This window comes from Tenacibaculum aquaeponti (assembly GCF_052084715.1).
Taxonomy (GTDB): domain Bacteria; phylum Bacteroidota; class Bacteroidia; order Flavobacteriales; family Flavobacteriaceae; genus Polaribacter.
The window spans coordinates 2,676,199-2,691,589 of record NZ_CP197288.1; the positions used below are offsets into that span (position 1 = coordinate 2,676,199).

A 15,391-nucleotide genomic window follows, 5' to 3' on the forward strand; every position below is an offset into this window, starting at 1 on the left:
AGGTTGGGAGAAAATTTTCGCAATAAATGTTTAACGACACTTGCTTTATTGGTAAGTGTTGTTTTATTTGCTCAAAATACAACAAAGAAGAATGATTCAATATCTAGAAAAAAAGACACAATCATTCCTCTTAAATATAATTTTAATTTCAATCAAAAAGCTCATCTCTTTTTAAATAATCCGAGTTCTGTTCAAGTTACTTACGATAAGTCAATTGATAAGTTTGTAATTGTAGAAAAAATAGGGAATTATTTAATTGGAACTCCAATGTACTTAACTCCTAGAGAGTATGATAAGTTTCGATTAAAAAATGATGTGAAAACATATTTTAAAGAAAAAGTTGATGCTACAAATCCTAATAAAAAAGATAATAAAGGAAGAAAAAATTTATTGCCAAAATATTATGTGAATTCTAAGTTTTTTGAATCTGTTTTTGGAGGCACAGAGGTTGAAGTTATTCCAACAGGACAAATTAGTATAAAGCTTGGAGGGATTTATCAAAACACTGAAAATCCTCAGATTTCTGTAGAAAACCAAAGTAGTTTTACTTTCGATTTCGACCAACAAATTAGTGCAAGTATACAAGCTAAAGTAGGAACAAGATTACAGGTTACAGCAAATTACGACACACAAACGACTTTCGATTTTCAAAATATTATCAAATTAGAATATACACCTACTGAAGATGATATTATTCAAAAAATTGATGCAGGTAACGTAAACTTGCCAATTAAAAACTCCTTAATTAATGGGGCGCAAGCTTTATTTGGGGTTCGAGCAGATTTTCAATTTGGAAAAACCACAATTCGCTCAGTCTTTTCACAACAAAATTCTCAATCTCGTAATGTAGTTGCTCAAGCGGGAGGTTCAATAGAAACTTTTGAAATTAGAGCAACAGATTACGATAATGACCGCCACTTCTTCTTATCTCAATTTTTTAGAGAGAATTACGAAACTGCATTAAAAAACTATCCATTAATAAACAGTCCGATTAACATCAACAGAATTGAAGTTTGGGTAACGAATAGGAATCAAAATGTAACAGATTTTAGAAGTATTGTTGCTTTTGCAGATATTGGAGAATCTAAACCAGATAATTTAGTAAGTGCAACTGCGGTTGGAGGGGTTTTTCAAGAAGGATATGTAGATGTTGTAAATAACCCAATTACAGTTAGAGGTGAAAATTTACCTTATAATGGAGTAAATAATATAAATGATTTACTTATAGATAATGGAGGAATAAGAGATGTAGCAACAATAAATACTACAGTTCCAACAGAAATGGTTCAAGGTAGAGATTATTCATATTTACAAAATGCTAGAAAGTTACAGCCAAATGAATATACATTACATCCTCAATTAGGTTTTATCTCTTTAAATAGGAGATTAAATGATGGTGAAGTATTAGCTGTTGCCTATGAATATACAGTTGTTGGTGCTCAACAGAGCGGAGGTTCTGTAAATGAAACTATATATAAAGTTGGAGAATTTTCTAATGATGGAATAAATGCTCCTTCAAATATAGCAGTAAAATTACTGCGTAGCGAAATTTTAACTACTCGAAGAGAAATTTCACCTAATAATTTTGTTCCTTTTCCAACTTGGCGTTTAATGATGAAAAACGTTTATGCTTTGGGAGCTGTACCTTTAAATCAAGATGGTTTTCGTTTTGAGTTATTATATAGAGATGATAATACAGGGATTTTACAAAACACACTACAAGGAGCAAATGATCCTAGTTTATTAAATAGAACTTTATTGAATTTATTTGAGATAGATAAACTAGATCAAAGTCAATTTAAAGTTGATGGAGGAGATGGTTTCTTTGATTATATAGAAGGAATCACAGTAAACTCTGCTAGAGGGTTAATTTATTTTCCAAAACCAGAACCTTTTGGAGAAGATTTAGCAATTACAGATGCTGCAGATAGGCAACGTTTTGCTTTCGATCAGTTATACTCTACAACAAAAATTCAAGCTAAAAATGAGTTTCAAGATAGAGATAAATTCTTCTTAAAAGGATATTATAAATCAGAAACAAGTAGAGGAATTCCTTTAGGAGCATTCAATATTCCAAGAGGATCAGTAAGAGTAACTGCTGGAGGTAGAACTTTAGTAGAAGGAGTAGATTATGTGGTAGATTATCAGTTAGGTAGGGTTCAAATTTTAGACCCTGGTTTAGAGGCGTCTGGAGTTCCAATTAATGCTTCGGTTGAAAATAACACATTCTTTAATCAGCAAAGAAAAACATTTTTAGGAGTTGATGTAGAACATAAATTTAATGAGAATTTTATTCTTGGAGCTACATTCTTAAATGTTACAGAACGACCAATTACTCCAAAAGTTAATTTTGGAGCAGAACCAATAGATAATATGATGTTCGGTTTGAATGTTGATTTTTCTACTGAAGTACCATATTTTACAAAGCTTGCAAATAAATTACCTTTTGTTGAAACTGATGCACCATCAAATTTATCTGTTAGAGCAGATATGGCTTATTTATTACCAGGTTCGCCTAGCGGAATTGATGTTAATGGAGCAGCAACTTCATATTTAGATGATTTTGAGGCAACTCAAATTCCTATTAATCTTACTTCTCCACAGCAATGGGCATTAGCAAGTTCACCTTTGTCTCAGCCATTTTCGGAAGATATAGATTTACGATATAATGATAACAGAGCTAAATTAGCATGGTATAGTATTGATCAGTTATTTTATTCAAATAGTGCGAATAGACCATCAAATATAAATGATATTGAATTATCAAGAAATGAGGTAAGACAAGTTAGTTTTTCTGAATTATTTCCGAATACAGATTTAGATATTACTCAGTTAAACTTAGTTAGAACTTTAGATTTAGCTTTCTATCCAAATGAAAGAGGACCATATAATTTTAATCAAACTGCAGGAAATCCAGAAGACAAATGGGGTGGGATAATGAGAGCTTTAACAACTACAAATAACTTCGAGCAAGCGAACGTAGAGTATGTACAGTTTTGGTTAATGGATCCATATGAAGGATATTCTTTAACTGCAGAAGAAGGATTACCAACAGGAATAGATCCTCAAAGTGATATCAATCAAGGTAAACTATTTTTAAACTTAGGTAGTATTTCTGAAGATATTCTAAGAGATTCACAAAAACAATTCGAAAATGGGTTGTCTACAACACAGAATCCGGCACCTCAAGTTGAAACTGTTTGGGGTAATGTACCTAGAAATCCATCAATTTTATATGCATTTAGTACAGATGCAGATGAAAGATCACAACAAGATGTTGGTTTAGATGGGTTAAATGATACACAAGAACTTGAGAAAATTGTTCAAAATTTTCCAGGTATTGCTGATGTAGAACAAGCAAGAAGTATTTTTGGAAATGATCCGGCTGGAGATAACTTCCAGTTTTTTAGAGGGAGTGAGTTTGATGCTATTGGAGCTTCTATTCTTACACGTTATAAAAACTATAATGGTACACAAGGTAATTCTCCAACAATTGATCAATCTAGTGAAGATTTTCCAACATCAGGGTCAACATATCCAGATACAGAAGATTTAAACAGAGACCAAACAATGGATGCGGTTAGTGCGTATTTTGAGTACGAGGTTTCATTAAAAAGAAGTGATTTAGTAAAAGGATCTAACTTTATTGTAGATGTAAAATCTGAACCAATTTCTTTACCTAACGGAGAAACAAGAAGCACAACTTGGTATCAATTTAGAATTCCTGTAAGAAATGGATTCTCACAAGCAGTTGGAGGTATTACTGATTTTAACAGTATTCGTTTTATGCGTATGTATTTAACGCAATTTAGAATGCCAGTTATTTTGCGTTTTGCAGAGTTAGAATTAGTTCGTGGAGACTGGAGACGTTATACAAGAACTTTAGATCCAGCAATTGATCCTCAAGAAGATTTAGATAATACAGACTTAAATAATTTTGAAGTTGGGGTTGTAAGTATCGAACAAAATGATGATCGCTATGAATTACCTCCAGGTATTCCTAGGGAACAATTACAAGGTACAAATAGAATTCAACGACAAAATGAACAATCGTCTACAATTACTGTTACAAATTTAGAACCTAATAAAGCTAGAGCAATATTTAAAAATATAAGTATCGATTTACGTCGTTATAAGAATTTAAGAATGTTCTTACATGCTGAAGCAATTCCTGGTAGTGTATTAGGAGATAATGAAATGAATGCGGTTATTAGACTAGGTACTGACTTAAATGATAATTACTATGAAATTGAAAAACCTTTAATCCTATCAACATTAAGCAACGTTCCAGAGGAAGTTTGGCCAGAGGAAAATAATTTAGATGTCCCACTATCTCAGTTAGCAAGTTTAAAGTTAGAGCGTGATGGTACAGGAACAGCTGTGACAGATGTGTATACAGGAACTTCTTCTAATGGTTTAACAATAAAAGTAAAAGGTAATCCAACTTTAGCACAAATTAGAACAGTTTTATTAGGGGTCAAAAATAATACCACAAATAATGTAAGTGGAGAAGTTTGGTTTAATGAATTAAGAGCTGTTGGTTTTGATAATAAAGGAGGATGGGCTGCTGTATTAAATGCAGATGCTAACTTTGCAGATGTTGCAGATGTAACTTTAGCAGGTAGTATGTCTACAGTTGGTTTTGGTAATGTAGATCAAAGAGTACAAGAAAGAAGTTTAGAAGAAAATAAACAATATAGCGTAGCTACAAATGTACAGTTAGGTAAAATGATGCCTAAAAAATGGAACATGCAAGTTCCTATGAGTTACAGTTATGGAGAGCAATTTATTGATCCTAAATTCGATCCACAATATCAAGATGTTGAACTTGCTGATGCTAAAGCCTCAGGTTCAGATCAGGTAAAACGTAATGCTGAAAATGCACAAGATTACACAAGAAGAAAAAGTATTAGTTTTATCAATGTAAAGAAAAATAGAAACCCGAAAAGTGATAAGAAACCTAAGTTTTACGATGTAGAAAATGTTTCTGTTTCTTACGCTTTTAATGAAGAGTTTCATAGAGATTATAATATTCAAAGATTCGTAAATCAAAATCTAATGGCGGGTGCTAGTTATAATTTCAATTTCGCACCTTGGAGTATAGAACCATTTAAAAAGTCTGAAAAATTAAAGAGTAAACATTGGAAGTTTATAAAAGATCTGAATTTTAATCCACTTCCAAAATCTTTAGCTTTAAATTCTAAAATTAATAGGAATTATAATTTACAACAATCAAGAAATTTAGTTGATTTACCTGTAGCTCAACCAGAATTAATTCAAAGAAGATTTTTATTCGATTGGGATTACGCGGTAGTTTTCGATTTAACACGTTCTTTAAATTTAAACTTTAAAGCAACAAATAATTATATCTATGATAGTTTTGGTGAAGATGAAGAACTTGAGATTTTCGATAAGTTTTTCACTTTTGGTAGAAGAAATCAGTATCATCAAACATTAAACGCTACTTATAATTTACCAATTAATAAATTACCATATTTAAACTTTATTACTTCAGATTATGGTTACACAGCTGATTTCGATTGGCAAGCTTCATCTAGAAGTACAATAACAGAAACAGATGCTTCAGGAAATTCAGTAGATGTTAGTATTGAAGATAAAGTAGGTAACATGATTCAAAATTCAAACAAGCATAATATTAATGCAACAATTGATTTTAATCGTTTCTATAAGACACTAGGTTTAGAAAAATTATTACTAAAAGGAACTAAAAGAAAAGTTACAAAAGGTAAGGTAGCTTTAGGAGCAAAAGCTAAAAATACACCTAAACCAAAACTAAAAAAGAATGCTTCTTTTGCGCAAAAAATGTTAAAAGGAACTTATGATGTTTTAACTGCTGTAAAGCGAGCAAAAGTAAGCTATTCTCAAGAAAATGGAACCTTATTACAAGGGTACAGACCTTCAGTTGGTTTCTTAGGAAGAACAAATTTTAACGGAAGTGCAGCACCAACATTAGGATTTGTTTTTGGAAGTCAAACTGATATTATAAGTAGAGGTATTGAACAAGGTTGGTTAGTAACCAGAGGTGAAGATGAAGATTATTTTAATAAGAACTTTGCACAAACACAAGCTAATAAATTAGATTATAATATTTCGATTAAGCCTTTTAAAGATTTCACAATAGATCTTAGAGGTACTCGAATAAGAACATCTAATACCACACAACAATTAGATATTGTTGAATTTGCAGATGGAACAGTAAGGCAAAATCCTGATTTAAGAGCTTTTGAAACAGGAAACTTTAATATCAGTCATTTTATGTTAGGAACTATGTTCGAAGATGGAGATGCGCTTTATGAAAAGTTCTTAGGTTATAGACAAATAATATCGAATAGATTAGCAAGTCAGGCACAACCAAATGGTATTTTTAATGCTTTCCAAAAAGAAGGACAACAATCAATGCTGCCAGCTTTTCTAGCGGCTTATTCAGGAGTAAATCCAAATGAAGTTGATACTGGGATTTTCAGAAATATTCCAATTCCAAACTGGACAATGCGTTACAACGGTTTAATGAAGATTAAGTGGTTTAAAAAGAGGTTTTCTTCTTTTACATTATCTCATAGTTACAAATCATCGTATAGTATTCTTAATTACACTAATAACTTACAGTTCGATCCTAATGATCTTAGTTTAACAAATAGTTCGGGGAATTATCAACCAGAATTGTTAATTTCGTCGGCAACATTAGTAGATGAATTCTCACCTTTGATAAAGTTAGATATGAAAATGAGAAACTCATTTTCGTTCCGTGGAGAGATTAAAAAAGATAGAAGTTTAACACTTAATTTTAATAACAATACGTTAACTGATATCAAAGGAACTGAATATGTTTTAGGATTAGGTTATAGAATAAAAGATGTTAAGTTTATTACCAGAATTACTGGTAAAAAAGAAACACTTAAAGGAGATATTAATTTTAGAGCAGATGTTTCTTTAAGAGATAATTTAACATTAATAAGATCGATAGATGAACAAAATAATCAAATCACAGGTGGTGAGCGATTATTTGGATTAAAGTTTTTGGCAGATTATAATTTAAATAAAAACTTAACGGTTTCATTTTATTATAATCACAATACATTCGATTATGCGATTTCTACAAACTTCCCAAGACAATCAATTAATGGAGGATTTAATCTTGTATATAACTTAGGAAACTAAATTAAAATCTAAACAATATATTAAACAACATTACAATGAACATTCCAGCAGAATTAAAGTACACAAAAGACCATGAATGGATTAAAATTGATGGTGATGTCGCAACAATAGGAATCACTGATTTCGCTCAAAGTGAGTTAGGAGACATCGTTTATGTAGATGTAGATACCTTAGATGATACAGTAGAAATAGAAGAAGTTTTTGGTTCTGTAGAAGCTGTAAAAACTGTATCAGATCTTTTTATGCCTTTATCAGGGGAGGTTATAGAGTTCAATGAAGCTTTAGAAGATGAACCAGAGTTAGTAAACTCAGATCCTTATGAAGCAGGATGGATGATTAAAGTTAAGATTTCAGACGCTAGTCAAGTAGAAGGATTGTTAGATGCAGAAGCTTATCAAGAGCTTATTAAGGGATAAAGCTATATATATTGCTATATTCTTAACATTAATAGTTGTTTATCTTAGTTTGGCTAACTTAAAAGGTAAATTAATTATTTACTTTAATTATATAGATAAAATACATCATACTTTGGCTTATTTTTTTCTAACCATATCATGGTTATCTGTGTTTATTGGTAAACAAAGAAAAAATCAAATAGTATTATTATGTATTGCTTTTGGAATTCTGATGGAATTCCTTCAATCTAATTTAACAAACTACAGATTATTTGAATATTTAGATATTGTAGCAAATACTGTAGGAGTACTAATAGGTTTGTTATTTTTTAACAGAATTGAAAAAAATCTAATCAATATGTTAAATAGCTTGTAAAAGTCCAAAGAATTTAACTAAATTAGCAAACCAGAAAAAACTAAAAGGATGGAAATAAAGAAAAATCCAAAATTTAACCTTGAGAACTATAGTAAGTTGTTCATTCAACTTGGTTTGGTTTTGGCTTTATTTGTTACCTATGTAGCTATAGAGCATAAAACCTACGAGAAAGAGTATGGTGATTTAGGAAGTGCGGATCTTGGTTCTGAAGTAGAAGAAGAGACGTTAGTTATTAACGCACCACCACCGCCACCACCACCACCACCAGCTCCACCACCACCAACACCTGAGAAAATTGAGGTTGTTGAAGATGACAAGGAAATTGAAGAAACAGTAATCGAGTCTACTGAAACTGATGAGTCTGAAGCTGTAGAAGTTGAAGAAATCGAAGAGGTTGAAGAAGCAGAAGAGGTTGTAGAGGATGTGCCTTTTTCAATTATTGAAGAAGTACCAGTATTTCCAGGTTGTAAAGGAACTAACCAACAAAAGAAAGATTGTTTGAACAAAAAAATGCGTAAGCACGTTCAAAAGTATTTCAATGCAGAGTTAGCTAATGAATTAGGTTTAGCACCAGGTAAAAAAAGAATTTTTGTTCAATTTAAAATTGACAAAGATGGAACAATTACCAGTGTAAATGCAAGAGCACCGCATCCAAGATTAAAAGGAGAAGCAGAACGTATTGCTAAGAAATTACCTAAAATGATTCCTGGTAGACAAAGAGGAAAACCAGTACGTGTAGGGTATACATTACCAATTACATTTAATGTAGAGTAATATCTTACTCAAAACGAAAATAAATAAAAAGCAATCTTAGGATTGCTTTTTTTTGTGGCATGTTTTTTGGTGTTTTTAAGTATCAATTTAAAAACTAATAAGATGAAAAAGTTTAAAAAAAATCCAAAAAAACAGCTAGAAAAATTCTCAACAATTTTTATGCAATTAGGTTTAGTTGCCGTTCTTTTTATTGTCTTTGTAACATTAGAGCATAAATCCGAAGTAAAAAAAGAGGTAGCTGAAAAGCATGATGATGACAATTCTAAACCAATAGTTTTTGAACAAATTCCTGTTCTTATTAAAAGAGTAGAAAAAGTCGAGCAGCCTGTTAAAAAAACTAAACAAAAGCCAGTTGTATTTGAACAACCAAAAGTTGTAGATAACGATCAAGATATTGTTGAGCAAGTTATAGATAGTGATGATGAAATTATTGAAGTTGATGAAGATGATATTATCGAAATTGTAAAAGATGAAGAAATAGATGGTGGTGATGAACCAGTTTCAATGAAGTTTGTGCAAAAAGCTCCTATTTTTAAAGGATGTGAAGGTTTATCTGAAAGTGAAGCCAGAGTTTGTTTTGAAAAGAAAATGAAACGCTTAGTACAACGTCATTTCAATACTGAGTTAGCCAACGAATTAGGATTACAAAGAGGCAAGAAAAGAATAGTAACTCAGTTTGTAATTGATAAAAGCGGTTTAATTACGGATATTGTTATTAGAGCACCACATCCAAGATTGAAAAAAGAAACAGATAGGATTATTAAAAAAATACCAAGATTTAAACCAGGAATACAAAATAATGAACCAGCAAAAGTCAGGTACACATTACCTATAAGTTTTATGGTAGAGTAATAATATTTAAGTCCAGTTTTAATTGGACTTTTTTATTTTTTAAAGGATAGCGTAATTTTTAATAAGTTAAATTATTGAAGGAGAAAATTTTGTGTTAAAATTTTAACAATAAAATGTTAATTTATTTTGGTTGAAACATAATTAACTATATATTTGTTATGTGGTTATAAACCACTTTCTTTTTCTTTTTCATAGCAATTTTTCCCACTCAGACGTGAGTGGGTTTTTATTTCATACAACATAAATAAATATACCACCAAATATTCAGTAAAAACAAACCATAAATTTTCTTTCCAAGGAGTATTAGCATAAGCTTGATAACTTAAAATGATTACTACAGACCATAGTAATGGAAATCTATATTTAGTGAAAATAGACAGCACTATTAATGTAGCTAAATACCATGGATGCATTGTTGTAGTTGTGAAATAGTAGAACGAAAGCCCAAATAACATAGATGTGACCAATATCTCAAATAGATTATTACGTTTAAAGAAAGTTAAATATGCTAAAAAAAGAATGGTTAAAACAGGTGTTATTTTACCTATTGTGGCAATTTCATTATAACCTCTGAACATATAACCAATCTCCCTAAAAATATAGTAAAAACTTGCATTAAATTCAAAATTACGGAACCATAAACCAATAGAATTACTATAACTATCTATTAACTCTTTTGAAAAGAATGGTACAAATAAAACAATAGAGATTAATATTATGATGCTGTAAAATAAAATTAGTTTCCTAAATTGATTCCATTGTAATTTATTATTTGTTCTTATAAACCAATAGAAAAATAAAGGCAAGAAAAGAAGCGGTATCAATTTCACATTGATTGAAAATGAAATTAAAAATGCTGCTAAAATCCAATTTTTTTTCTGAAGATTATATAAAGCCCAAACAAAAAAGAACAGCATAACAGGTTCAAAATGTAAATTTCCTGTGAGTTCAATAATTATAAAAGGATTTAAAAGATACAAGAAAATTAAATTAGGATTCTTATTCAGTTTTTTTAAAAGTTTGTATCCGAAATAAAATATTCCAATGTCAGCAAGAATTATAATAACTCTCATTACTATAGCTGCTCCTAAAATTGATTCATTAGATAGTAAAGCTGCAATGTAAAAGCACAATTGATTTATTGGTGGATAGTTTGTAAAATGACTTCCATTCATCGCTCCCATGCCTTCGTAAAGCTCTGCCGCTTGCTTTATGGGATAATTTCCTTTATTTATAAAGGTTTCAGGTAGAGATATGTATGGGTTGAGTCCTTCAAAAACCATTCTTCCATCCCAAATAAAACGATAAAAATCTTGAGATAGATTGGGGAGTGTTGCAATAAAAATTAAACGAAATATTATGGCTATAGCTAAGTAATAATTCGTAGGTATTTTTGTTTTCTTTGTAAGGAAATAATATCCTGAAAACAATAATAACCAAATGGTAACAACCTGAACAAATTGAGTTCTATCAGTTTGATAAGCAAAAAAATAATATAGAACACTAGAGAAAAGTGTAACAAATAGTATCGTTGAATTTCTTTTTAGAAAATTCATTTATGCTTTAGAAAATACTGATTTAAAGAATACATAGCCGAAACCGATGAATAACATCAAGTGGAAAGGAAAAAGCCCAAAGTCACCATCACCATCACCAACTGTAAAAGCACTAAACAAACCGAAAGCAAAATATAGTACAAGTAACCCCTCTATAACTACATTTAAAGATGGTCGCTTCTTAATATATTTGTTATTTTTCCAGCTATCAGCTAGTGTTTTAATATTGAATTTTGGTGTTCTTACGAACTCACTTTTTTTACCAATATGACCTTCTATAACAGCTATAGTATTATGTAGTGAGAAGCCCATGGCAATAGAAAAGAAAGTGAAAAATGCACCAATATATTTTATAAAGTTTTTTATACCACCACCAAAAGAGTTTTTATACATAAACCAATAACAAACAAAAAAGATAAGTGTACTTGTAACAAAGAAACTCATTACCCAAAAATAAAGTTCTAGGTGTCCGTATTTGTTTTTAATGTATAACATAGGGATACTTAAAATTCCCATTAAAAATACACAAGTAAACATTGAGCTGTTTAATAAGTGAAGTAAACTATGTACTTTAGTTTTTAAATTAATGTTTTTGCTAGTAATAATCCTAGCCGTCATTTTTTGGAAGTTTTCTGCCCCACCTTTGTTCCATCTGAATTGTTGAGATCTAGCTGCGCTAATTACAACTGGTAATTCTGCTGGAGTAACAACATCTTCTAAATATTTAAATTTCCATTTTTTTAACTGTGCTCTATAGCTTAGATCTAAATCTTCTGTAAGTGTATCACCTTCCCAATTTCCTGCGTCGATAATACATTCTTTACGCCAAATACCTGCAGTTCCATTAAAGTTGATAAAATGTCCTTTACTATTTCTACCTACTTGCTCTAAAGAAAAGTGCGCATCTAATGCAAAAGCCTGCACTTTGGTAAGAGTTGAGTAATCTCTGTTGATATGTCCCCAACGAGTTTGAACTACACCAATTTCAGGATCCTTAAAATAAGGAACAGTTTTTTCTAACCAGCATGGTTTAGGTAAAAAATCAGCATCAAAAATGGCAATAAACTCACCTTTAGCAAACTTTAAGCCTTCCTTTAAAGCACCAGCTTTAAAACCAGTTCTATTCTCTCTACGAATATGTTGAATATCTAATCCAGTTTTTTGGAGTTTTTTTATTTGAGCCGCTGTTGATTCTACAGATTCATCAGTAGAGTCATCTAAAACTTGAATTTCCAGTTTGTCTTTAGGGTATTGAATTAAGGCAATGTTGTCTAATAACCTTTCCATTACATAAAGTTCATTGTACACTGGAAGTTGAATAGTGATGTAAGGAACTTCATCTTCATTTGTTAAGTCAAATTTAGGTGAATTATCTACTTTCTTTTTTGAAGATAGATAGTTAAACAATAAATTTAACTGAGCAATTGCATATAAAAAAACTAATAATAAAGATATACTATATAAACCTATAATGATGTATTCAAGTACCATTATTTAAAACTGTATTTAAAAATCCAACTTAATATTTTTACGCCTGCTAATATAGTTCCTTTTATTGTACCAGAAACTTTAGATACCCCAATTCTATTTCTATATTTCACAGGAATTTCCACGTAAGAATACTTCCTTTTAATTGCCTTTAATTGCATTTCTACTGTCCAACCATATGTTTTATCTTCCATATTAAGCGCCAAAAGTTTATCAAACTTTATTGCTCTAAAAGGCCCTAAGTCTGTAAATCTAGCATTAAAAAACACTTTCATTAAAAAAGTAGCCAACCAATTACCGAAAACTTGTTGCGGAGTCATAGAACCACTTTCACGTAGTCGTTTAACACGAGAACCAATTACAAAATCGATATCTTCATTAAGAATCGGGTTTACAATTTCAATAAGTTGTTCTGGGTAATCTGAATAATCACCATCTAAAAACACTACGATATCAGTTTTTAGATTATTTGATGTGATATAATTTATTCCTTTTAAACAAGCGTAACCGTATCCTTTTCTTTCTTCTGATAAAACTGTAGCTCCTGCTTTTTTAGCATTTTTAGGAGTGTTGTCTGTTGAATTATTATTTACAACAATTACCTCTTCTACAATATCAGGAATATCATTAATTACTTTAGGAATTGAATCTTGTTCGTTATATGCAGGTATAATTACTCTAATTAATGGTTGCTTCATTATTTTAAATCATTAAGATTATTTTCTCTCTTGAAGGAAGAGAAATCCGTCCATTCTTTTACTTTTTTACCATTCACAAATTTAGAAGCTTTAATTAATTTACTTTTTTTGTAAATTAAACAGTATCCGTTTTTGATATCATTTTTTAATTGACATTTATGTTCAACAGTACCTTTATTATTATAATAAAGCCACCAATTGTTTTGCATACCATTTAGATAATGTCCTTCTTTTAATTTAGAAGAATTATCGCGGTAAAAATACCAATATTTATTTTTTAAGCCTTTACTGTAATGACCTTTTTCTTTGATTTGTCCATTAGGATAATAAAATTTCCAATAAGCATGTTTTAAGTTATCTTTTAACCATCCTTCTTCTTTAATAGAACCGTTTGGATAATATTTTTTTTGATATACCTTTTGAGCAATACCTAAAAAACCAATTAATAAAAAGAATAATAAAAACTTACTTTTCATTCATTAATTTTATCAAATCTACATCATTACCCAATAATACTTGTGTTGGGTTAATTCTACCATCTTCTGGTCCATTTTCTAATTTTAAAACACCTCTAGGACAAACAGCCGAACATACACCACAACCAACACAACTTGAACGAACTATATTCTCTCCTTTTTGTGCATAAGATCTCACGTCTATTCCTTGTTCACAGTATGTAGAACAGTTTCCACAAGAAATACATTGCCCTCCATTAGTTGTAATTCTGAAACGAGATTTGAAACGTTGCACTAATCCCATGTAAGCAGCTAAAGGACAACCAAAACGACACCAAACACGGTTTCCTAAAATAGGATAGAATCCTGTTCCAATAACACCAGAGAAAATAGAACCAATTAAGAATCCGTATGAACTTTGAATATCATAAGCAGATAAACCAAATGCAACTTCTTTCCAACTTTCAATTTCTGCGAAATATGTGTACAATGTTAATGCTGTCATTACCGTAGCAAAAACTAAAACTCCGTGAATTAACCAACGTTCTACTTTCCATGATAATAAAGACTTACTTGATAATTGTCTGTACGGGTCTCCTAAAGTTTCGGCTAAACCACCACAACCACAAACCCATGAACAATACCATCTTTTCCCATAGAAATATACCATTACAGGAACAATAACCAAGGTTAAAATGATTCCCCATACTAACATGAAGATTCCTAAGTTCCCGTTCTCTATTAAACTATTAATATTCCAGTCGAAGAAGAACGTGTAATTTAAAGGCCAAGCATTTTTAAAATCGAACCAAGGTTTGTTAAATGCAACTAAAATTTCAGGAATTAAGAAAGCAAATGCAATTTGGAAAAATAATACGACAGCAGTTCTTACAATTTGATAATTATTATGTCTGTATTTGATAAACATTCTGATGGCAAAAACCGTCATTACAGAACAATACATGAATCCATATAAAAACCATTGATCTGAAGCATTACCATTTAAAGCTTGCTTGATTGGATTTACAGATAAAATAGGGTTGATTAAGTAATTTGGGAAGAAATACAATAACATATAAAACCCTACGAAATATACGAAAGCAATCATTCCTAAAACACCCCTATTGGTTGCAGAATGTTGAAAAATTCCATTATTTTTTATTCCTGCAGGTCCTAATAACTTATAATCAGCTCCAAAGAATAATAGTCCACCTAAAATGGCTAATCCGAAGGTTAAAAAGAAAAATAATCCTTGGTTTTGAACAACCCAGCCAGTCGCTGAAGACCTAACTAATGGATAAACAAAATCTTTATATGTTTTATTCCATTTTATCCAGATGATTTTATCCCAAGCAATTTCCTTTTGACTTTTATGATATTCGTTAGATTGTTTAGCTATATCAACAATTTTAGAAGATAATTGAGCGGCACTAAGTTCTTTACCAACAATTTCTTGTTTCGCTTTTTCAATAAAAACTTCACTTTTAACATTCTGTGAAGCCCAAGTATTAAATGTTTCTTCAGAAACTTTATTAGTTCCTGTAAACATACTTGCTGTAAAAATAGCAAACCCAATAAGTGAGATTACTAAACCTATATTTTTAATTACTTTCATGGT

At 30.6% G+C, this 15,391-nt stretch carries 10 protein-coding genes; 5 read left to right on the top strand and 5 right to left on the bottom strand.

Translation table 11 applies throughout. The features are described from left to right. Nucleotides 1-3: 3 nt before the first annotated feature. The 5 genes from sprA to ACSIGC_RS12080 all read left to right on the top strand — a co-directional run bounded on the left by sprA (nucleotide 4) and on the right by ACSIGC_RS12080 (nucleotide 9,576). The gene (gene sprA, locus ACSIGC_RS12060; RefSeq protein WP_442265069.1) at nucleotides 4-7,179 is read left to right on the top strand and encodes a cell surface protein SprA; all 7,176 of its coding nucleotides are present in this window, start codon (nucleotides 4-6) and stop codon (nucleotides 7,177-7,179) included. 35 nt (nucleotides 7,180-7,214) lie between these two features. Beyond that, entirely contained in the window at nucleotides 7,215-7,595 is a 381-nt protein-coding gene (gene gcvH / locus ACSIGC_RS12065; protein WP_442265070.1) for a glycine cleavage system protein GcvH, read from the top strand. After that, entirely contained in the window at nucleotides 7,561-7,950 is a 390-nt protein-coding gene (locus ACSIGC_RS12070) for a VanZ family protein (protein ID WP_442265071.1), read from the top strand. The genes gcvH and ACSIGC_RS12070 overlap by 35 nt, the downstream gene beginning before the upstream one ends. A 48-nt stretch (nucleotides 7,951-7,998) precedes the next feature. Then, nucleotides 7,999-8,724 carry an energy transducer TonB gene (locus tag ACSIGC_RS12075; protein ID WP_442265072.1) on the top strand — a complete coding sequence of 242 codons (726 nt, stop codon included), beginning with the start codon at nucleotides 7,999-8,001 and terminating at the stop codon, nucleotides 8,722-8,724. Nucleotides 8,725-8,826: 102 nt separating this feature from the next. Continuing rightward, a complete protein-coding gene (locus ACSIGC_RS12080) occupies nucleotides 8,827-9,576 on the top strand; it encodes an energy transducer TonB (RefSeq protein ID WP_442265073.1) in 750 nt (249 codons plus the stop codon). 164 nt (nucleotides 9,577-9,740) lie between these two features. Here the strand turns inward: ACSIGC_RS12080 and ACSIGC_RS12085 are convergent, their stop codons facing one another. The 5 genes from ACSIGC_RS12085 to ACSIGC_RS12105 are packed head-to-tail and all read right to left on the bottom strand — an operon-like array spanning nucleotide 9,741 to nucleotide 15,388. Beyond that, on the bottom strand, nucleotides 9,741-11,132 hold the full coding sequence (locus ACSIGC_RS12085; protein WP_442265074.1) for a mannosyltransferase: 1,392 nt from the start codon (nucleotides 11,130-11,132) through the stop codon (nucleotides 9,741-9,743). Further along, nucleotides 11,133-12,623 (bottom strand): cellulose synthase family protein, encoded by a 1,491-nt coding sequence (locus ACSIGC_RS12090; RefSeq protein WP_442265075.1) that lies wholly within the window; start codon nucleotides 12,621-12,623, stop codon nucleotides 11,133-11,135. After that, nucleotides 12,623-13,318 carry a glycosyltransferase family 2 protein gene (locus ACSIGC_RS12095; RefSeq protein ID WP_442265076.1) on the bottom strand — a complete coding sequence of 232 codons (696 nt, stop codon included), beginning with the start codon at nucleotides 13,316-13,318 and terminating at the stop codon, nucleotides 12,623-12,625. The genes ACSIGC_RS12090 and ACSIGC_RS12095 overlap by 1 nt, the downstream gene beginning before the upstream one ends. Continuing rightward, nucleotides 13,318-13,794, bottom strand: a complete 477-nt coding sequence (locus ACSIGC_RS12100; RefSeq protein WP_442265077.1) for a toxin-antitoxin system YwqK family antitoxin — start codon at nucleotides 13,792-13,794, stop codon at nucleotides 13,318-13,320. Before ACSIGC_RS12100 ends, ACSIGC_RS12095 begins: the two co-directional genes overlap by 1 nt. Then, nucleotides 13,784-15,388: a 4Fe-4S binding protein gene (locus tag ACSIGC_RS12105; protein ID WP_442265078.1), complete on the bottom strand. Its 1,605-nt coding sequence runs from the start codon at nucleotides 15,386-15,388 to the stop codon at nucleotides 13,784-13,786. The genes ACSIGC_RS12100 and ACSIGC_RS12105 overlap by 11 nt, the downstream gene beginning before the upstream one ends. Between the last annotated feature and the right edge of the window lie 3 nt (nucleotides 15,389-15,391).